At 42.5% G+C, this 19,974-nt stretch carries 21 protein-coding genes and 1 pseudogene; 7 read left to right on the plus strand and 15 right to left on the minus strand.

The genetic code is table 11. The features are described 5' to 3' along the window. The 4 genes from WBM98_RS10375 to arfB all read left to right on the plus strand — a co-directional run. Nucleotides 1–594, plus strand: a 594-nt coding sequence (locus WBM98_RS10375) for an aspartate-semialdehyde dehydrogenase (RefSeq protein ID WP_424365951.1), incomplete at its 5' end; no start/stop codon positions are given. Nucleotides 595–698: 104 nt separating this feature from the next. Next, nucleotides 699–2,867, plus strand: coding sequence for a prolyl oligopeptidase family serine peptidase (locus WBM98_RS10380; RefSeq protein WP_424365952.1), 2,169 nt, complete (start codon nucleotides 699–701; stop codon nucleotides 2,865–2,867). Nucleotides 2,868–2,949: 82 nt separating this feature from the next. Continuing rightward, complete coding sequence (locus tag WBM98_RS10385; protein WP_424365953.1) at nucleotides 2,950–3,924, plus strand: ABC transporter ATP-binding protein; 975 nt, start codon at nucleotides 2,950–2,952, stop codon at nucleotides 3,922–3,924. Nucleotides 3,925–3,929: 5 nt separating this feature from the next. Then, the gene (gene arfB / locus WBM98_RS10390; protein WP_424365954.1) at nucleotides 3,930–4,334 is read left to right on the plus strand and encodes an alternative ribosome rescue aminoacyl-tRNA hydrolase ArfB; all 405 of its coding nucleotides are present in this window, start codon (nucleotides 3,930–3,932) and stop codon (nucleotides 4,332–4,334) included. 56 nt (nucleotides 4,335–4,390) lie between these two features. Here the strand turns inward: arfB and WBM98_RS10395 are convergent, their stop codons facing one another. From WBM98_RS10395 to WBM98_RS10430, 8 genes are all read right to left on the minus strand, one after another. After that, nucleotides 4,391–5,488 carry a sulfatase-like hydrolase/transferase gene (locus WBM98_RS10395; RefSeq protein ID WP_424365955.1) on the minus strand — a complete coding sequence of 366 codons (1,098 nt, stop codon included), beginning with the start codon at nucleotides 5,486–5,488 and terminating at the stop codon, nucleotides 4,391–4,393. 135 nt (nucleotides 5,489–5,623) lie between these two features. Further along, nucleotides 5,624–6,073: a 3-oxoacyl-ACP synthase gene (locus WBM98_RS10400; protein ID WP_424365956.1), complete on the minus strand. Its 450-nt coding sequence runs from the start codon at nucleotides 6,071–6,073 to the stop codon at nucleotides 5,624–5,626. A gap of 106 nt (nucleotides 6,074–6,179) precedes the next feature. Further along, complete coding sequence (locus WBM98_RS10405) at nucleotides 6,180–7,292, minus strand: NAD(P)/FAD-dependent oxidoreductase (RefSeq protein ID WP_424365957.1); 1,113 nt, start codon at nucleotides 7,290–7,292, stop codon at nucleotides 6,180–6,182. A gap of 45 nt (nucleotides 7,293–7,337) precedes the next feature. After that, nucleotides 7,338–8,690 carry an acetyl-CoA carboxylase biotin carboxylase subunit gene (gene accC, locus WBM98_RS10410; protein WP_424365958.1) on the minus strand — a complete coding sequence of 451 codons (1,353 nt, stop codon included), beginning with the start codon at nucleotides 8,688–8,690 and terminating at the stop codon, nucleotides 7,338–7,340. A gap of 71 nt (nucleotides 8,691–8,761) precedes the next feature. Beyond that, nucleotides 8,762–9,247 carry an acetyl-CoA carboxylase biotin carboxyl carrier protein gene (accB, locus tag WBM98_RS10415; protein ID WP_424365959.1) on the minus strand — a complete coding sequence of 162 codons (486 nt, stop codon included), beginning with the start codon at nucleotides 9,245–9,247 and terminating at the stop codon, nucleotides 8,762–8,764. A gap of 25 nt (nucleotides 9,248–9,272) precedes the next feature. After that, on the minus strand, nucleotides 9,273–10,271 hold the full coding sequence (locus WBM98_RS10420; protein WP_424365960.1) for a beta-ketoacyl-ACP synthase III: 999 nt from the start codon (nucleotides 10,269–10,271) through the stop codon (nucleotides 9,273–9,275). A gap of 238 nt (nucleotides 10,272–10,509) precedes the next feature. After that, complete coding sequence (rpmF, locus tag WBM98_RS10425; protein WP_424365961.1) at nucleotides 10,510–10,707, minus strand: 50S ribosomal protein L32; 198 nt, start codon at nucleotides 10,705–10,707, stop codon at nucleotides 10,510–10,512. Between the two features lie 6 nt (nucleotides 10,708–10,713). After that, nucleotides 10,714–11,244 (minus strand): YceD family protein, encoded by a 531-nt coding sequence (locus tag WBM98_RS10430; protein ID WP_424365962.1) that lies wholly within the window; start codon nucleotides 11,242–11,244, stop codon nucleotides 10,714–10,716. Nucleotides 11,245–11,394: 150 nt separating this feature from the next. On the opposite strand from WBM98_RS10430, the gene WBM98_RS10435 reads away from it, so the two are divergent. Continuing rightward, nucleotides 11,395–11,688, plus strand: coding sequence for a hypothetical protein (locus tag WBM98_RS10435; protein ID WP_424365963.1), 294 nt, complete (start codon nucleotides 11,395–11,397; stop codon nucleotides 11,686–11,688). 38 nt (nucleotides 11,689–11,726) lie between these two features. On the opposite strand, the gene pdxA is transcribed toward WBM98_RS10435, so the two are convergent. Then, complete coding sequence (gene pdxA / locus WBM98_RS10440; protein WP_424365964.1) at nucleotides 11,727–12,773, minus strand: 4-hydroxythreonine-4-phosphate dehydrogenase PdxA; 1,047 nt, start codon at nucleotides 12,771–12,773, stop codon at nucleotides 11,727–11,729. Between the two features lie 83 nt (nucleotides 12,774–12,856). Here pdxA and WBM98_RS10445 point away from each other — a divergent pair, with 83 nt between their 5' ends. Then, on the plus strand, nucleotides 12,857–13,447 hold the full coding sequence (locus WBM98_RS10445) for a riboflavin synthase (protein WP_424365965.1): 591 nt from the start codon (nucleotides 12,857–12,859) through the stop codon (nucleotides 13,445–13,447). 16 nt (nucleotides 13,448–13,463) lie between these two features. On the opposite strand, the gene WBM98_RS10450 is transcribed toward WBM98_RS10445, so the two are convergent. The 5 genes from WBM98_RS10450 to WBM98_RS10470 all read right to left on the minus strand — a co-directional run bounded on the left by WBM98_RS10450 (nucleotide 13,464) and on the right by WBM98_RS10470 (nucleotide 18,545). Further along, the gene (locus WBM98_RS10450; RefSeq protein WP_424365966.1) at nucleotides 13,464–14,549 is read right to left on the minus strand and encodes an acyltransferase family protein; all 1,086 of its coding nucleotides are present in this window, start codon (nucleotides 14,547–14,549) and stop codon (nucleotides 13,464–13,466) included. Nucleotides 14,550–14,643: 94 nt separating this feature from the next. Continuing rightward, complete coding sequence (locus WBM98_RS10455; protein ID WP_424365967.1) at nucleotides 14,644–15,318, minus strand: carbohydrate-binding family 9-like protein; 675 nt, start codon at nucleotides 15,316–15,318, stop codon at nucleotides 14,644–14,646. 5 nt (nucleotides 15,319–15,323) lie between these two features. Next, nucleotides 15,324–16,412 carry a phosphotransferase enzyme family protein gene (locus WBM98_RS10460; RefSeq protein ID WP_424365968.1) on the minus strand — a complete coding sequence of 363 codons (1,089 nt, stop codon included), beginning with the start codon at nucleotides 16,410–16,412 and terminating at the stop codon, nucleotides 15,324–15,326. 20 nt (nucleotides 16,413–16,432) lie between these two features. Next, nucleotides 16,433–17,671: an MFS transporter gene (locus WBM98_RS10465; protein ID WP_424365969.1), complete on the minus strand. Its 1,239-nt coding sequence runs from the start codon at nucleotides 17,669–17,671 to the stop codon at nucleotides 16,433–16,435. A gap of 28 nt (nucleotides 17,672–17,699) precedes the next feature. Next, nucleotides 17,700–18,545: an ROK family protein gene (locus WBM98_RS10470; RefSeq protein ID WP_424365970.1), complete on the minus strand. Its 846-nt coding sequence runs from the start codon at nucleotides 18,543–18,545 to the stop codon at nucleotides 17,700–17,702. A 213-nt stretch (nucleotides 18,546–18,758) separates the two neighbouring features. Here WBM98_RS10470 and WBM98_RS10475 point away from each other — a divergent pair, with 213 nt between their 5' ends. Next, nucleotides 18,759–19,514, plus strand: coding sequence for a sulfite exporter TauE/SafE family protein (locus tag WBM98_RS10475; RefSeq protein ID WP_424365971.1), 756 nt, complete (start codon nucleotides 18,759–18,761; stop codon nucleotides 19,512–19,514). Between the two features lie 49 nt (nucleotides 19,515–19,563). On the opposite strand, the pseudogene WBM98_RS10480 reads toward WBM98_RS10475, so the two are convergent. Further along, a pseudogene (locus tag WBM98_RS10480) lies at nucleotides 19,564–19,974 on the minus strand (hypothetical protein); the annotation flags it as partial.

The raw sequence follows: 19,974 nt of genomic DNA on the forward strand, positions 1-19,974 counted from the left end.
ATGGCCCTAGCGCCCTTGCATGAAAAATATAAAATGAAACGGGTGATCGTATCTACCTACCAATCCGTTTCAGGTACTGGGGTCAAAGCGGTACAACAATTGGAAAATGAGATCGCCGGCATACAGGGCGAGATGGCGTATCCGTATCCCATTGGTCGAAATGCATTGCCCCATTGTGATACTTTCCTTGAAAATGGGTATACGAAGGAAGAGATGAAATTGGCCCGTGAACCACAAAAAATATTCAATGACAAGACCTTTTCCGTTACGGCCACAGCAGTTCGTATTCCCACTTCTGGAGGACATTCAGAATCAGTCAATGTCGAATTCCTTAATGATTTTGACCTGAACGAAGTACGCCAATTATTGAATAATACCCCTGGGGTAACCGTACAGGACAACCCGGATACAAATACCTACCCCATGCCTATATACGCGCATGATAAGGATGAGGTCTTCGTAGGGCGCATTCGAAGGGATGAAACCCAAAGAAATACGTTGAATATGTGGATCGTAGCCGATAACCTAAGAAAAGGGGCAGCTACTAACGCCATACAAATCGCTGAATATCTTGTTCAAAACAAGTTGGTGTAATGCAGTAGGTACATTAAAATAGCATACCATCTAAAAACCTTTGGACCCTATTAGTTCCAAAGGTTTTTTTGTGCTAATTTTAGGGCCGATTTATTTCGTTGGACATGAAAAAGTTTTTCCTATTTCCCGTTATTTCATTACTCATTGGTGCATGTAATATCACAACTAATATCACAACCAAAAAAGAACCTCTAACCGTGGACTACCCAACAACAAAAAAGGCCGACTCTGTTGATCTATATTATGGAACAGAAGTAAAGGACCCCTATCGTTGGCTTGAAGATGACCGAAGCCCGGAAACCGAAGCCTGGGTCATAGCACAAAATACCACCACTTTTGGTTACTTGGAAAAAATCCCGTTCCGTGCCGACCTAAAGAAGCGTCTTGAAAAATTATGGAATTACGAAAAATTGGGCTCCCCATTCAAAGAGGGTGACTTCACCTATTTTTATAAGAATGACGGGCTTCAAAACCAATATGTAGTCTATCGTCAAAAAGATGATGGGGAAACCGAGGTGTTTTTAGACCCCAATACATTCTCGGAGGATGGAACCACCTCCTTGGCAAGCCTCAGTTTTACCAAGGACGGTTCATTGGCCACCTACTTGATTTCTGAAGGAGGAAGCGATTGGCGCAAAGCCATCGTTTTGAACACCGAGACCATGGAGATTGTTGAAGACACTTTGGTCGATATTAAGTTCAGCGGTATTTCCTGGAAAGGGAATGACGGTTTTTATTATTCCAGTTATGACAAACCCAAGGGAAGTGAGCTTTCTGCAAAGACAGACCAACACAAGGTTTATTATCATAAATTAGGCACCCCACAACAGGATGACAAGGTGATTTTTGGTGCCAAACCGGAAGAAAAACATCGATATATCGGTGCCCGCGTCAGTGAGGACAACAGGTATTTGACAATTTCCGCAGCTACATCCACCTCGGGCAACAAGCTCTTTTTGAAAGACCTTACCAAGCCCAACAACCAATTGGCGACTATTCTAGATCATACGGAAACCGATAGTTATGTCATTGATAATGTAGGTTCTAAACTCTACATCGTTACGAATATGAACGCCCCCAACCAGAAAATCGTAACCGTGGATGCCTCGAACCCTACACCGGATCATTGGGTCGATTTTCTCCCGGAAACAGAGAACGTACTCTCCCCCAGTACCGGTGGAGGCTATTTCTTTGCAGAGTACATGGTAGATGCCATTTCAAAAGTGTTCCAGTATGATTATGATGGTAACTTGGTGCGGGAGGTGAAATTACCCGGCCTTGGTAGTGCCTCAGGTTTCGGTGGAAAAAAAGAGGATAAAGAGTTTTATTTTTCGTTCACCAATTACAATACACCAGGTTCGTCCTACAGATACAATGTTGAAACGGGTGATTATGAACAATATTGGAAGCCTGAAATAGATTTTAACCCTGAAGATTATGAATCACATCAAGTGTTTTATAACTCGAAGGATGGCACCAAAATTCCTATGATCATCACCTATAAAAAAGGCTTGAAGATGAACGGGAAAAATCCAACCATACTGTATGGCTATGGAGGTTTCAATATTAGCCTTACCCCATCATTCAGTATTACCAATGCCGTATGGATGGAACAAGGGGGCATATATGCGGTTCCCAATCTAAGAGGTGGCGGGGAATATGGCAAAAAGTGGCACGATGCTGGCATAAAGACCAAAAAACAGAATGTTTTTGATGATTTTATCGCGGCAGCTGAATATTTGATCGAAAACAAGTACACCTCCAAAGACTTCTTGGCCATTCGCGGGGGAAGTAATGGCGGACTGTTAGTGGGTGCTACCATGACCCAGCGTCCTGATTTGATGAAAGTGGCCCTGCCCGCAGTTGGGGTTTTGGATATGTTGCGTTACCATACCTTCACTGCAGGTGCAGGATGGGCGTATGATTATGGTACTTCAGAGGAGAATCAGGAAATGTTCGAATATCTAAAAGGCTATTCCCCTGTTCACAACGTGAAAAAAGGAACGGAATATCCTGCTACGTTGATCACTACTGGGGACCATGATGATCGTGTCGTGCCCGCCCATAGTTTTAAGTTCGCGGCAGAACTTCAGGAAAAACAGGCAGGCACAAACCCAACCTTGATCCGTATTGAGACCAATGCCGGCCATGGGGCCGGAACACCAGTGAGTAAAACCATTGAACAGTACGCGGATATTTTTGCATTTACCTTATTCAATATGGGATACGAAACATTACCCGTTCAGTCTGTGGTAAAAGAATTCATAGAATAGTACGACCTTACATCAATATTTTCAAGTAAAGTCCGTTTCTAATTGAAATGGACTTTTTTATCCCTAAAATGAACCTTACCCTATGTTGCATATAGATCATGTTTCCTTTGGTTATGACAAAACCCCGGTGCTCGAAGACATTGATCTTAAAGTGCAAAAGGGGGAGCATGTATCCGTCATCGGTGAGAGCGGATGTGGTAAGAGTACTTTATTGAAGATCATTTATGGTCTTTTACATGTCGAGGTTGGCAAGGTTTATTGGGATGACACCCAAATTTTGGGTCCGAATTACAATTTGGTCCCAGGAGAGCCCTATATGAAATACCTTTCACAGGACTTTGATCTTATGCCTTTTACAAAGGTGGAAGAAAATGTGGGTCAGTTTCTTTCGGTTTTTGAACCTGAACGTTTGCGTAAGCGCACCGACGAGTTGCTTGAAATGATCGAATTGACCGAATTTGCCAAGGTGAAAGTCAAATATTTAAGTGGAGGTCAACAGCAACGGGTTGCGCTTGCCCGTGTACTTGCAGAACGCCCCAAGGTCTTATTGTTGGATGAACCCTTCAGCCATATAGACAATTTTAGAAAAAATAGTCTTCGGAGAAATCTGTTTGGCTATTTAAAGGAAAAAGGGGTCACTGTCATTACTGCGACCCATGACCATCATGATATGTTGCCTTTTGCCGATACCGTGGTAGTGCTAAAAGATGGGATGATCATTGCCAAAGACACCCCAAAGAATTTATTCGAACATCCTAAGGACCTCTATATAGCAGGTTTATTCGGTGAAGCCAATAAGATTCCCATTAATATTGTGAAGTCTTATGCCGATACAAAACGCAGGATCATTGTTTATGCCCATGAGTTCAGGGTGTCCCAAAAATCCGGTTTGGAGGTGGAGGTACTACGATCGTTTTACCAAGGGGGCCATTATATGATCGAGGGTATCTATGAGGACCAAAATATTTATTTCAACCACCATACGGCACTCGAGCCCTATTTGAAGGTGTTTTTGAATATCTCCATCGAGACCATTAATCAACGCCTGAACCTATAGTCCAGATGGATAAAAAAGGCCTACTTCAAGAGATTAAACTTAAAGCCGTCAGAAGCAGTGGTGCTGGCGGCCAACATGTAAACAAGGTTTCCACCAAGGTTGAACTCACCTTTGATGTTCCCAATTCGAGCGCCCTTACCAATGTCGAAAAACAGCGTCTTTCAGATAAGCTTTCCTCTAGGCTTACCAAAGAGGGTGTCCTAATACTACAGGCCGATGAGACCCGCAGCCAATACAGAAACAAGGCCGTGGCCATACAGCGATTTATGGAACTGGTTTCGAGTACCCTTAAGACCCAAAAGAAACGCAGGAAATCACGTCCCACAAAATCATCGATTGAAAAAAGATTGAAAAGAAAGAAAAGGGATGCCTTAAAAAAGGCCTATCGCAAGAAACCGAATTTGGACTGATTGAATCTGAAGAAACCAGATTTAATTGCCCCTTGCAAAAAATGGATATCGACCAATTAATCCGTGTCCAAAAGGATTGGTTTTCCTTCCATTAATTCTTCATTCACGTCAATCCCCAAGAGCTCAAGCACAGTAGGTGCTATTTGATCGCTGTATAACTGTGCATTGGCATCAACCTCACCGATTGCCTTTATTCCGTTCCCAAAGGCAAGTAACCAAACTTGTCCCGCCCCTTTGATCTTGTTTCCATGGTGCCGCCAGGTGTCCAAAGGATCGGTTCCCCGACCATGATCGGTTGTTATGATGAAAATGGTATTGTCTTTATAGAAATCATCCTGTTTTGTAAATTCCCAAAGTTCTTTGATAAGATTGTCCGTGTTGTGTGCGGACCTCAAGTAAGCTTCATAATTTCCGTCATGGGCAAAATCATCGGTTTCCCCATAGGCAATGTACACGAACATGGGATGGTTCTTTTTCATATGTTCCAAAGCATAATGATGGGTGAACGCATCCAAACGAACGGTACCCCATGGACTTGGAACCTGGGCCTGTAATTGGTTCAAAAACCTTTCCCGTTCTGTCATGTCATTTCCCATGGCAATTTCAAAACCCGCATTCACGGGAACACCCGACCGTTCCTCATTCACAATAAAAGGAAATACGTCCCAACTGCCGAACGCTGCTACTTTACCTTTATATCTTGGATCCGAATTGACAATCTCCAAGATCGTGGTATTCGGGTTGTTTATTTTATCGTTGCTGTCAATTCTGGAATCGTCGGCCCGCCCGGTCAATATTTCATTATACCCAGGATAGGAAAACCACATCGTATTGGTTAGGTCTATCTTATTCCCTAACCCTCGATTCCCATGTAATTGCCCCATTTTAGTAGCTTCTTGCCATAAGAACGGCATCAAAGCTTCCCTTCGTTCCCTTGGGGCCTCCCTCCAAAAACTTTCCTTTAAAGCGGTGGTATCATGAACATATTTGGTATGGGTGACCAATAGGGGATCAGCACCAGTAAATAATTCTTGCCATCGGAGACCATCCATGGTTATCAAAACGATTTTGGGTGGGTTATCACCTTGCCCATAAACTCTTGGTGTTAACAGGCTAAGTACCAGAATTGATAAAAATAATAGCGTTTTCCTCATACAATCTTTTCAATTATATTTTTAATTACATGGAATAGTGTGGGTCCTAATGACTACATTTTAATAGTTAGTGGCTATCTCTTGGCGCATCGGGTTTACATTCTTTGTACATTTAACGATATGGCAAAATTGCTGTTACACGATTTCCAAAATCTCCATTTCATTAGTATTAAACCTAATGGTATCACCAACTGACTTGCCCAATAGCATAATCCCTATTGGAGTATTCAATGAGATACAATAATACCTTTCAGGATAGGCCTTATATTCCCCAGCGGAAATGGCCAAAAAGTAATTGGCTCCGGCTGTTTTCACCAAGCTACCTAAACACGCTGTTCGCTTTATTGAAGAAATATCGACGGTATGGAGTAATTGCATCATATTCTCGGCATCAACCAATTGTTGTCCCAATTTTTCCCTTTCCAACTGAAGTTGGGCCCTTCCTGTTTCATGTTTGTCCCCAGCACTACTTTTCGTTTCTGAATCCAAGGCAATATGTACCTCTTTTATCTGGGATTGGATACGCTTGATCCTATCCCCAACAAAAGTTTTACAAAATGTATAAAGTTCTTGTTTAATAGTCATTTATGAGGTCGAGAAGATGAACAAAGCCTTAAATTAAGTATAATTCATTAGACCAACAATATTTCAAAAAACATATAGGGTCTACTTTAATGTTATAGATCGTTAACTACACCAGTTCGGCCAAGTCTTTCCCAACATGGCTACCAATCGCGACCCCCATACCTCCCAAGCGAACACCGCAATAGACGTTATTCGACAATTGTTTTATAATCGGCTTTTTGACCGCACCAACACCCATGATGCCACTCCATCTTAAATCAACATCAAAAGGAATCTGGGGTAAAATGATCTCGCCAAGTATTTTTTCGAGTTGGTTTTGAATCAACGATGTCATTCCCTGTTCATAGGTTTCTTCACCTTGAAAATCCATATTACGGCCTCCTCCAAAAAGTATTCTGTTATCAATGTTCCTGAAATAGTAATAGCCCTCATCAAAATGGAAAGTACCCTTGATGTGCAGATTGGGGATAGGTTTGGTGATAAGCACCTGTGCTCTGGCCGGCTTTACCATTTCTCCTATGAGTTGCGATGCGAATCCATTGGTAGCAATCAATAACTTATTTGTCTTAAAATCAAATGCGGGGGTCTTTACCTCAACCATATCCCCTGTTTCCTGAAACTTCACTACTTCGAGCGAATTCAGTATTTGAATTTTGCTTTTCGCCGCAAGGTTTAGGAGTGCTGCCATCATTTTACCGGTATCAAGCTGTCCCTCAAAGGTGTTTGTGATGTACCGCTCTTTGATATTTTTAAAATGGAAGCGGTTCTTTTGTAGTTCAAAAGCCGACGTTTTAAAGACGGGTTTCAAAAGCGAATTCACCTTTTCGAGGTTTTCCCGGCAATGCGTATATAACTCTTCATTATGTGCCAAAAACAGCTCGTGACCCCCAAATTGTTGAAAATCCATAGCGGCATCGCCCAAGGTATTTCGCAAAAGTTGTATTCCTTTCCATCGTTGGTCAACCAACTGGATCACCTCTTGCTCCGTATGCCCCTGTACATCGGAAAGTATCTCGGAAATGCTTCCATAACAGGCGAAACCGGCATTTTTGGTACTTGCTCCTTGGGGCAAGATCCCTTTCTCCAATACCATTATCTTGGCTTTTGGATATTTACGGCGTAAAACCAAGGCGCAATTCAGTCCAACAATACCACTACCCACAATGGTAAAATCGATGTTTGATAACCAGGTTTTGAATTCCCAATAGCTAAGGTTCATGCCTAAAGATAAAAAACCCCGACGATTCCGTCAGGGCTTAGTATTTTATTCCTCGGTTGGGGGATCCATTTTAAAATCCTCCATGAACTTGGTGGTATAATTTCCTGCCAAGTATTCGGGATGTACCATGAGTTGCCGATGAAAAGGGATCGTGGTTTTTATTCCCTCGATAACAAATTCATCCAAGGCCCGTTTCATTTTATTTATCGCCTCTTCCCGGGTTTGGGCCGTTGTGATCAACTTGGCGATCATAGAATCGTAATTGGGAGGTATGGTATACCCACTATATACATGAGTATCCATTCGTACCCCATGGCCTCCTGGTGTATGAAGTGTGGTGATTCTTCCAGGGCAAGGTCTAAAGCCGTTATACGGATCTTCAGCATTGATCCTGCATTCTATGGAATGTAGTTTGGGATAATAGTTTTTCCCTGAGATGGGCACACCCCCGGCCACCAAAATCTGCTCCCGGATCAAATCATAGTCCACAACCTGCTCCGTTATCGGATGCTCTACCTGTATACGGGTATTCATCTCCATAAAATAGAAATTCCGGTGTTTGTCCACCAAAAATTCTATGGTTCCCGCCCCTTCGTACTTAATGTATTCAGCAGCTTTTACCGCGGCATTACCCATATCTTCCCGAAGTTTATCGGTCATAAAGGGTGATGGGGTTTCCTCGGTCAATTTTTGATGCCTACGTTGTATGGAACAATCACGTTCGGATAAGTGACAGGCTTTGCCGTATTGATCCCCAATAATCTGTATTTCAATATGGCGGGGTTCCTCGATCAACTTTTCCATATACATTCCCCCATTACCAAATGCGGCAGTGGCCTCTTGCACGGCACTATTGAAAAGGTCCTCTAAGTTCTCCTCCTTCCAAACGGCCCGCATTCCTTTGCCACCACCACCGGCAGTAGCTTTTATCATAACGGGGTAACCCATTTTTTTGGCCACCTTCTTGGCATCAGCTACATCTTTCAACAAACCGTCCGACCCTGGAACGATAGGGACGCCGGCTTTTTTCATGGTTTCCTTGGCGGAAGCCTTATCGCCCATACGGTCGATATGCTCCCCCGAAGCTCCGATAAATTTAATATCGTGTTCGGCACAGATCTTTGAGAATTTTGAATTTTCAGACAGAAAACCGTATCCCGGGTGAATGGCATCGGCATTGGTGATTTCGGCCGCCGCAATGATGTTGGGTATTTTCAAATAGGATTCACTACTGGGGGGAGGCCCAATACAAACAGCCTCATCCGCAAACCTTACATGTAAACTTTCCTCATCAGCCTTTGAATACACCGCCACGGTCTTGATTCCCATTTCCTTACAGGTGCGAATAATTCGCAGTGCGATCTCACCCCTATTTGCTATAAGTATTTTTTTGAACATCTCTTGAAGTTTTAAATTTTAAGCATTGTGTTTTAAATTGTGCAGGGCACTAATTTTTAACTTAAAATCCACTAAGATGGGTCAACCAAGAATAAAGGTTGGTCAAACTCAACTGGGGATGAGTCATCGACCAAAATCTTAACGATCTTACCTGAGACTTCAGATTCAATATCGTTGAATAATTTCATCGCTTCAATAACGCAAAGCACATCGCCCTTGGCTATCGTAGAGCCCACTTCAACAAACGATGGTTTATCGGGAGAGGGTTTTCTATAAAAGGTACCGATAATCGGGGATTTGATGATTATAAACTTGGAGTCATCCACAGACCCATCTTGCGCAGGGGATGCAGAAGAAGCATCATCAGTCGCGACCGGAACGGCTGCTGGGGCCATCTGGGCCGGTGCCATAGGCACTTGTTGCACGTACGTAGTCTCATGACCGCCTGTTGAACCTGTTCTAATGGTTATTTTAATATCATCGGTCTCTAACTTTACCTCACTGGCGCCTGATTTGGCGACAAATTTTATGAGGCTTTGAATTTCTTTAATATCCATTGAAAGTAATTTATAAAGTTGATTATTATTTGTTATATGCCCATTTTAAATAAATCGATCCCCAAGTAAATCCTCCCCCGAAAGCAGCGAACACTAGATTATCTCCTTTTTTTAGTTGACTTTCATAATCATGAAGCAACAAAGGTAACGTGGCCGAGGTTGTATTGCCATATTTGTGAATGTTCGTCATAACCTTGGAGTGATCCAACCCCATTCTATTGGCAGTAGCGTCGATAATACGCCTATTGGCCTGATGTGGCACCAACCATGACACATCCTGATCGCTAAGGCCATTACGTTCCATGATCAAGGCAGCAACATCTGCCATATTGGAGACCGCAAATTTAAAGACGTTCTTACCATCTTGATAAATAAAGTGCTTTCTGTTCCTTACCGTTTCCTCTGTTGCCGGCATTAAGGATCCCCCTGCATCCATACCCAAAAATTTTCTGCCACTACCATCTGCTCTTAAATACTCATCTTGCAGTCCTAAACCTTCGGTATTGGGCTCAAAAAGCACGGCGCCAGCACCATCCCCGAAAATTATACAGGTGGTTCTATCGGTATAGTCGATTATGGATGACATTTTATCTGCCCCTATCAATAATATTTTCTTGTATTTCCCCGATTGAATATAACTAGAGGCCGTTGACATACCGAATAAAAAACTGGAACAAGCAGCCAACAAATCAAACGCAAAGGCATTTTTAGCTCCTATTTCCGATGCTACGAATGCGGCTGTTGAAGCCACCATACTATCAGGGGTTGCCGTGGCCACAATGACCAAATCTATTTCAGCTGGGTCAATATTCCCTTTTTTTAAAAGATCTTGTGCCGCCTTGATCCCCAAATAGGATGAACCTTGGCCCTCTTCTTCCTTTAATATCCTACGTTCCTTGATACCTGTTCGTGTGGTGATCCATTCATCATTGGTGTCCACCAAACTCTCGAGCATTGCATTGGTCAAGACAAATCTGGGAACATAGCCCCCAACAGCGGTAATAGCCGCACTAAGTTTACTCATATTAGATTTTTTTGGGTCAAAAATCTTCAAAAATGGGTGAAAAGTTGGGAAAAATAATGATTTTCTGGGACTTTTTGTCCAAAAAGTGATTGTTTATGGTTTTTTTCGGAAAATATAATCCCACACATAAATCCTTTTTGTAGCTATATCCGTTCTGACGTTATACCGAAATTCACGTTATAAAATAAAAAACCCCACTTTAATAAGTAGGGTGTCGTTATATCCTATAAATTCAAATCTACGCCTCCGCTTCCTCGGTTTTGTCGATAAGTACTTGTCCTTTGTAGTATAATTTCCCTTCGTGCCAATGTGCCCTATGGTACAAATGCATTTCACCTGTTGTCGGGTCTTTGGCGATCGTAGGGGCCACTGCCTTGTAATGTGTTCTTCTTTTATCTCTCCTTGTTTTGGAAATTTTTCTTTTAGGATGTGCCATTATTAATTATTTATCCGTTCGTAACTTCTTTAATTCATCCCAGCGGGGATCATAATCTGTATTATTGTCTTTTTCTTCTTTCGGACTAAGTTCGGCCAATCTCTCGAGTGCCTCAGATTGTAAAGTACCATCCAGAACACCTGGATGAATTCTTTTTTGAGGTACGGCAAGAACCAACATTTCGTACACGTATTGCGCAATGTTCAACTGATGCTCCCCATGGGGAAGAATCAAAATCTCATCATTGTCATCATTGAACTCATCGCCAAATTTGACCACCAACTTCAACTCGCCAGATACTTCCTGATCATAGGGTTCACTGGTTGTATCACAATCCACATTCACCGAGCCTTCTGCATGCATCTCCAATTCGAGCATAGTGCTCATCTTATTGAGATCTACTTGCAAATCTAACTTTGCATCATTAAACTCATTATATCCAAAAGATTCAAAGAACGTATTATCAATAGTATAACTAAACCCGTGTTTTCCTTGCTTCAATCCAGAGAAAGGAATGTTGAACTCCTTTTGCTTCATCACTTCAACACTTGTTTTTAATACCCTAGCCCACATTAAGGCGGGTGCAAAGATACTTTTTTTTTGATAAATGCCAATAATCTCGGGCAAACTTTTTGACTAGGGGGAAAAATTCCTAAATTATACTATATATAACCAAACAAGAATGCCATGAGTGGGTCAGGACACGTTCAGGACATGAACAACCGTTTAAAGCAAAATAGGGCACAACGCCCATCCAAGCGCCCTAAATTCAAGGGGCACAATCGCAGTGCAATTCATTCTTCTTCTGGACTCGAAGATCAAAACCTAAAGTTCAAAACGGTCACTGAAGAAAAACTTGCCGAAATAAAGACATATATTAGAAAACGGGCTGAAAAAGAACGCCGGAAAGAATCGATTGTTTTAGTTGCCCTGATAATTACCGTGCTAATAACGGTAACTTCAATTTTTTCGTGGATTTGACCTAAATTCGAAATTGACCACCAAATCTGTCCGGTCAATTATCGCCTAATTTTCTGCTTTTGCAACGGACTTTCTGTTAGCTCAAGGTACTCCTGTCTGTTCTTGAAAATATGGATCGCCTTGAAAACGGCTTCCTTGAACGAGTTGTGATCGGCTACGCCCTTACCCGCTATTTCGTAAGCCGTTCCATGATCCGGTGAGGTGCGTATTTTTGAAAGTCCTGCCGTAAAATTCACGCCATTGCCGAAAGAGAGGGTTTTGAAAGGTATTAGACCCTGATCGTGGTATGCCGCAAGAACGGCATCAAATTTTTTATAGGCATCGGAACCGAAGAAACTATCCGCCGAATATGGGCCAAAAACCAAATGGCCGGCTTCTGACATTTCCTTGATCACCGGTTTCATGATTTCTTCGTCTTCTTTTCCTATTACCCCATGATCTCCGCTATGGGGATTTATTCCCAACAGGGCGATTTTTGGTCGTCGTATCCCAAAATCCATTTGCAGCGATTTTTCAATGATGCGCACTTTGGTACGTATCAATATGGGATTGATGGCATTCGGGACGTCCTTGACAGCGATATGATCTGTAAGTAGTCCTACCTTCAGATCTTCTGTGACCATGAACATTAGACTTTCCCCTTCAAGTGCCTGGGCCAAATAATCTGTATGTCCAGGGAATTTAAAATCTTCGGCCTGTATGTTTTTTTTATTGATCGGCGCCGTGACCAAAACATCGATTTCACCCTCTATTAAGGATTTTACAGCTGCCCGTAATGATTTTATGGCATACGCACCCCCTTCTTGCGTCTCTTTCCCGAACTCGATATTCGGGGTTTCTTTCCATACGTTGACCACATTGATCTTCCCATCGATGGCTTTGGATGCATCTTGTACCCCGTTATAGTTTATGGTAATACCCAAGGCATTTTTTTGGTGTGATATGGTCTTGTTGGAAGCGAAAATGACCGGCGTGCAAAAATCAAGCATACGGATATCCTCAAAAGTCTTGAGTATGACCTCGCACCCTATTCCGTTTAAATCACCTATCGATATTCCTACCCTTATTTCTCGGCTATCCTGCATTATATATTTACCTTTGTATATAGCGTCAATTTTAATATATGCCGCTTATCTGAATACACAAAACTACTTAATTTATACGACACATGTTTACGGGGATAATCGAATCTTTAGGGGAAGTAAAAGAACTGAAAAAAGAAGGTGGAAATTTGCACATTAGCATCGATTCGCCCATTACCCCTGAACTTAAAATTGACCAAAGTATTGCGCACAACGGTGTTTGTTTGACCATCGTCGCCATTGATGACCACATCTATACGGTCACCGCCATCGAGGAAACCCTTCAAAAGTCGAATCTTGGGGAATTAAAGGTTGGGGACAAGGTTAATTTAGAAAGGGCCATGATACTGGGTGCCCGATTGGACGGCCATATCGTACAGGGTCATGTTGACCAAACAGGCAAATGCACCGCCGTTTCCGAAAAAGATGGAAGCTGGTTCTTTACATTTGAATATGACACTTTGTACAACAATGTCACGATAGAAAAAGGGTCTATTTCCATAGATGGGGTAAGCCTCACCGTAGTTGATTCAGGATTGAATTCATTTAGTGTGGCCATTATTCCGTATACCTATGAAAACACACGATTCAACACCTATAAAGTGGGCAGTACCGTCAACCTGGAGTTTGATGTCATCGGGAAGTATGTTTCACGACTAGTGGACTTGAACGGATAGAAACACCTATTCGAAGTTACACTTTTATAAATATTTTCTTTTTATACATGACGTACGCCAGAAAAATATAGAAACTTACCACAGTAAGTGCATATAAAAGCGAGGAGAGCTTCATGGGCATGAAGCCGTGTACGTAGATATTCTGAAAGAGCCAGCCGTGCAAGGAAGTGTCACCGATGCGTATCTGGCCCATACATTTAGAGATAAAGCTCGAAAGAAAATATATGGTAATTGCATTGGCCCCTACGAACTTGAACACGCTTCCGAATTGTAATTTCTTCACATCGGAAAAATAATAGATCATGGCTAGGAACAGGTTTGCCCATCCTGCGGTAACTAGCACAAAACTGCTACTCCATAGCGCTTTATTGATAGGGAAAACGGTATCCCATAAGTATCCCAGAATCAACATGGCCACTCCCAAGCCGGCCAAAATCAATACTTTTCTTTCCCTTTTGGAAGTTAAGATCAACCCGGTAAAAATGCCCAATAAAGATGATGCAATTGAAGGGAGCGTGCTTAACAATCCCTCGGGATCATAATCCGGTTTATAGTTGTGGGTTCCGAAAACCTTGATATCCAAGTAATTCGCCAGATTATTCGGCGCACGATCAAAGGTAGATTCCATACCTTCAACAGGTACATACCCCATTAACAGCCAATAGCCGACCAATAATACCACACAAATACCGACCAAGGATTTCCAATTGAAATTTATGAACATAATGGCCGCGAAAAAGAATACGACCCCGATACGCTGTAATACCCCAGGGAACCTTATGTCGGCAAAATCCTTTATAAATGGGAAACTTAGGGTAAACGCACCAAGAAATAATCCCAGGCCGATCAGTTTTAAGCTCCGAACCGATATTTTCCTATAGGTCGTTGCCGAGGGGGTCTTGTTTTGATAGGCGAAGGCAATCGATGTACCTACGATGAACAAGAAAAAAGGAAAGACCAGGTCGGTAGGGGTGTAGCCGTGCCATTCGGCATGTAAAAAAGGAGCATAAACATTAGACCATGTTCCCGGGGTATTGACCAAGATCATCAATGCTATGGTCAAGCCCCTAAAAATATCGACTGAGATTACCCTGTTTTTCATAGATTTAAAATTGGTTTTCTATAGTTTTTAAACACTTAACAATAATATTCTTTAATACTTTAACCGGTATTCCCCAACGCTTAGCGCATAGAGGTTATTCCGTAAGCTTTTTTTGCTTTTCAGCAATTCCCAGTTTTAACTCTGTAAAAAAACCGGGTTGATGAAAGTCTGGCCTGGGGGTGTGTATCGGTTGCCAGCTCAAAAAATGCGGTACTTTGCATTTATCCCCACACTTGTAAAAATTAGCATGTATGGTCGCTCCTTTCGTGATTCCGAGTATCTCAAAGGGAATTGTGAGTTGCAGCCACCAATTGCCGTTCAGGGTGTCGTTGTTGCTTATCTCCCTGCCAAGCGAGGAAATTCTTTTTATTTTTTTCATCTGATCTTGCTCCAGATGGATCCTATTGTCCCTGCCTTTACCAAATCCGACTAAAGCCGTTCCAATACAGTTGACCTCAACGTTGAAATACCCTTCGTTTATGTCCTTGGAGAAAAAGGCTTCCACACAACTATCCTCCCAAACGGCATCATTATCTTTTAGATACTTGGCGCACGTATTTTCTTCGTTCACCTTATATAGTATAAAGAGATGCCTATTATTGTGCGCCAAGTAAAAAGACACCTTGGGTTTATAAGGGTATGCCTCCCAATTGACTCGATCTATATGGCCTGAAAACCCTGAGGAAACCAAGGTTTTGTTCACCTGCTCCTGGGTCATCCCACTTAGGTCTTTAATGAAAGGTATCCCCTTTGGTTTAGTAGTTCCCATGGCTCTTACAGGTACGATATGACCACATTCTGCATCTCCTGAAATTGGGCTTCCATGCTTTGCAATAATTTGTACTGGGCGCGTGTCCGCACCAGATTGTGATCAGGGTATTTAATTTTATAATAGGTGTCCCCAGCGATGTAATCCATTAAAAAACGAAGTACTTGTTCGAAGGTAATGTACTTGGCCGAAAATGCCAGATATTCCAACTCTGATTGTGTAAGAAACGCTTTGGCCTCTTCGAGATATCCTTTGGTATAGGCCGTGAAAATGGAAAGGTCCATAGTCACGTTGTCAAGCTCCTTATCATCTTCGAGTCCTGTATTGGTGTATGACCGCATGGCATCACCATAGTCGTTCAGAGCGGTACTGCTTAAGACCGTATCGAGGTCGATCATGCATAAAACCTCGCCGTGCTTGTCGAACAAAATGTTATTGATCTTGGTGTCGTTGTGCGTTACACGGGTAGGAATGGTGCCATTCTCAACCAAAGCCCAGAATTGCATCATCTCTTCGCGACGTTCTTCCACCCATGAGATTTCTTCCTTTAAAGCCGACTTTCGGCCAACAGGGTCCTTTGACAAGACGTCATCCCATTGTTCGAAACGAAAACGGATGTTGTGAAAACCAGGCAATATGTCTACCAACTTACCTTTGAAATCGGAGGTCATGCGTTGGAATTTTCCAATGCCCCTGCCTCCTGAGTATGCCAGTTCCGGAGAATCGGCCGATTCATAGGATATACTATCGTCGATAAACAGACACATGGTCCAGAATTCACCCTCTCCGTCCCGATGATAAAGTGCCCCATCATGGGTTTTTGTCAAGGTCATCGTCTCGCGTAATGGATCACCACCATCGGCTACGATTTTCGTTTTTAGATGGGTTGTTATTTTTTGGATATTATCCATCATCGATGGCACATCCTTGAAAATTGCTTTGTTTTTGCGTTGAAACAAATAATTAGGCGCATCCTTCCCGACAGTTGTCACGATGTAGGTATCATTGATAAATCCTTCCCCAAGTGGCCTTATGGATTCTATTTCACCTTCGACTTGAAAATGTTTGGCGATCGTATTCAATTCAGGTGCCATGCCATGGGTTTTTAAGATACCTATTTTCTAATCTTACTTCCTTTTACCGCAAAATAAAGTATGTACAGGTACGCGGGGATAAATATCCAATACGCGGCCTGATAATCGGATACTGTAGCTTCTTCGGTGGTTTTGATCACATCGATCAAAAAGCCAAAAATAAGTGGGATAATGGCGCCACCCACAATGCCCATGACCAACATAGACGCACCTGTTTTTGTGAATTTTCCCAAATCGGCAATGGCCAGAGGCCAAATGGCAGGCCACATTAGGGAGTTCGAAAAACCAACAAGTGCCATACAATAAATACCATATTCGCCAGGTAGGAAAATCATTAACAAGACCGATACAATTCCTAACCAGGAGAACAACCTTAAGGCTGCGGTTTGCGATATAAACGTGGGAATCATCAGTACGCCAAAGATATATCCAACGACAAGCCCTAATGGGACATATATGGCAAAACTATCCAAGTTCTGCGCTGTATCACCAAAGATGGACTTTGCAAAACCAATGATGGACACCATGGGCAGGGTTTCCACGCCGACATAGATAAACAAGGCAACGACCCCCAACAACAGATGAGGAAATTGAAAAATACTCGTTTTACCAGCCGCATAGCCCGATATTGCAGCTTCATCCGTTTCATCTTCGCCTTCGGCCTTCACTTCTGGCAAGGGTGCGAAAATCATAAATACGCCCAAGGCCACAAGAATACCTGTTACGATATAGAATGGCACAATGACATCATCAAGTACAACATTGTTCAAATCCATGAACAGGCCAAGGAACAGTGATGATAACCACCAGGCCGATTTGTTCATGATGCCCATAAGGCTCATGCGCATGGCGGCACTTTCTTTTGGACCAATAATGGTAACATAGGGGTTAACCGATGCCTGTAATATCGTGTTTCCGATCCCACCGATAAAAAGGGCAACAAGGAACAAGGGAAAACTAAGCATGTTTGAGGATGGCACGAACAGTACCATTCCGAGGGCCATAACAAAAAAGGCGATGACCATTCCGTATTTGTAGCCAACTTTTTTAATAATCCATCCGGCAGGGGCGCCAAATACCACGAAAGCAGAAAATATGGCAGCAGTCACCAGATACGACTGGGATGTGGTAAGGTCGAAAGCATCTTGAAGAAAGGGAGTCAAGAAACCACTGATTCCCACACCAAAACCTATGACAAAAAATAGGATACTAACAATTGCCAAGGGGATAATGTAGTTTGATTTTTTTAAATTACTCATAAGATGAATTTTGGTTGATTAGAAATAGTTAGGCATTGTAATACAGTCCGGCAGCGCCCAATATCGCGATGTCATCGAGTTCAGATTGCTCAATGGCAATAACGTTCCTCATTACCTCAAAGGGGAAATTAGCGACTTCTTCGTCAATTCCACCTTTAAAAAGTGGAAACGATTTGCTTATAGAGCCTCCGAATATTATGGCATCGGGAGCGAGTATGTATAAAATGGTGGTAACGAGTTTGCCTATATGATGTCCGAATTCATTGAAGAGCGCCAAAGCGTGCTTATCGCCTTCCATTGCTTTGTCGTATAATTCCTTACCGGTAATCTTGTTTATCTTGTTGAAGAAACCACTACCACAATAAGCTTCAAAAATACTGTCTTTATAGGGCATGTGGCCTACCTCTCCGGCACCCCCAAACATACCAGAATGTAATTTGTTGTTGATGATGATACCCCCACCAACACCAGTTCCTAGAGCGATGGCCAACATGTTTTTATATTTTTGCCCTTTGCCAAAATGTTTTTCGCCCAAGGCAAAACAGTTGGCATCATTTTCAATATACACCGGCATATTGAATCTGGTAGAAAGTTTTTCGGTGAGGCCCAAACCATTCCATGCAGGTATGTTGGAGATTTTTACAATCTCTCCCTTATCTGCATTGATCAACCCGGGGACACCAACGCCGATGGCTTTTGTTTCGGGAAGCATTACCTCTTCTATAACCTCATAAAGCGTTTCGAGTATTTCCTCGGCAGTCCTTTCGGCACCCGTAGGCAAGGAGTGTGTCTTTGTTATTTTCTTGTTCTCAATACAACCTGCTCCTATTGAAGTGCCTCCTATGTCAACACCAACAATTACATCTGTTTTCATATTTTAATTTTTGTTCCTATTCCCTAGTTTCAACATGGTCTTCCCGACACACTCCAAAAAACTTGCCCGAAACCCAGTCTACGCACAGGTTCTATTATGAAATTCGGAACATCAGTTGAAAGGGTGGTTGCCACCATCGGGTAGTTTGTTGGTTTTGAGTTAAAGATAAAATTTTTTAGGATACATTTGCGCTTTGTTCGCTAAACGACCATTGTGCTTCTATCAATACAGTCAAATATTACCACTTTGTCATGGATAATGGCCTTGACCGCCACTTTTGTGGTGGGGGTTTCAAAGGCAGGGATAAAAGGAATCGCCGTAGTTAGCGTAACCTTAATGGCCTTGGCGTTTGGGGCCAAGGAATCTACGGGGCTTGTCGTGCCCTTGTTGATCTTGGCCGATATTTTCGCGGTTTTTTATTATAACCGACACACCCAATGGAACTACATAATACGTTTTTTGCCTTGGATACTGGTCGGGATACTGGTCGGGGTCTTTATAGGAATGGATTTGGACGAGGATACTTTTAAAATTGGTATGGCCATCATCATTCTGGGCAGTGTGGCGATGATGTATTGGTGGGACCATAAAAAATCAAAAGAAGTACCTACGCATTGGACCTTTGCGGGTCTCATTGGGATCTTGGCGGGGATTACCACGATGATCGGAAATTTGGCGGGGGCCTTTAGTAATATTTTCTTTTTGGCCATGCGTTTGCCCAAAAATGAATTTATTGGAACCGCGGCATGGCTGTTCCTGATCATCAATCTATTTAAGCTTCCCTTCCATATATGGTCTTGGAAGACCATAACCCCGGAAACCTTATGGGTCGATTTAAAACTGGCCCCTGCGATTTTTTTGGGTCTTTTTGTAGGAGTGCGATTGGTCAAAATCATCAAGGAGGATTTTTATCGAAAGATGATCATGATATTGACCGCAATTGGGGCGATATTGATCCTAGTCAAATAAGTTTTTCAGGATCTCGAAAAGTCAAAACTACTTCTACTGCCCGTACACCCTATTCTACGCTGTGTTTTACACTGGGTGTATCTTTGTTCACCTTTACAAATTGAAGGAAATCATCGTTTTTTGCCACGATGATATAGGAGGTGTCCCTTACTTTTATGGTCCCCATATCCTTTACATCCCCCGGCGCAAAAAAGCCGCTTTGGTAGTTGGGTACCGGTTCAAAGTTGCCTTTGCCATCTCCTTTTAAATATAGACCATACCCGGCATCATTTCTTGGGGTTTCAATTTCTGAGCTGAATAAATTTCCGGCAATTAGCGCATCCAAATTCCCGTCATTGTCATAATCATCTACCAAAATTTGGTTGATGCTTGAAACTTGGGCTTGAACAGGTAGCTGATGTGCTACAAAAGTATTCCCTTTGTTTTCCAAATAAACACTGGCAAATGATTTAACCTGGTA

Origin of the sequence: Maribacter sp. (assembly GCF_049667165.1) — a bacterium.
Taxonomy (GTDB): Bacteria; Bacteroidota; Bacteroidia; order Flavobacteriales; family Flavobacteriaceae; genus Maribacter_A.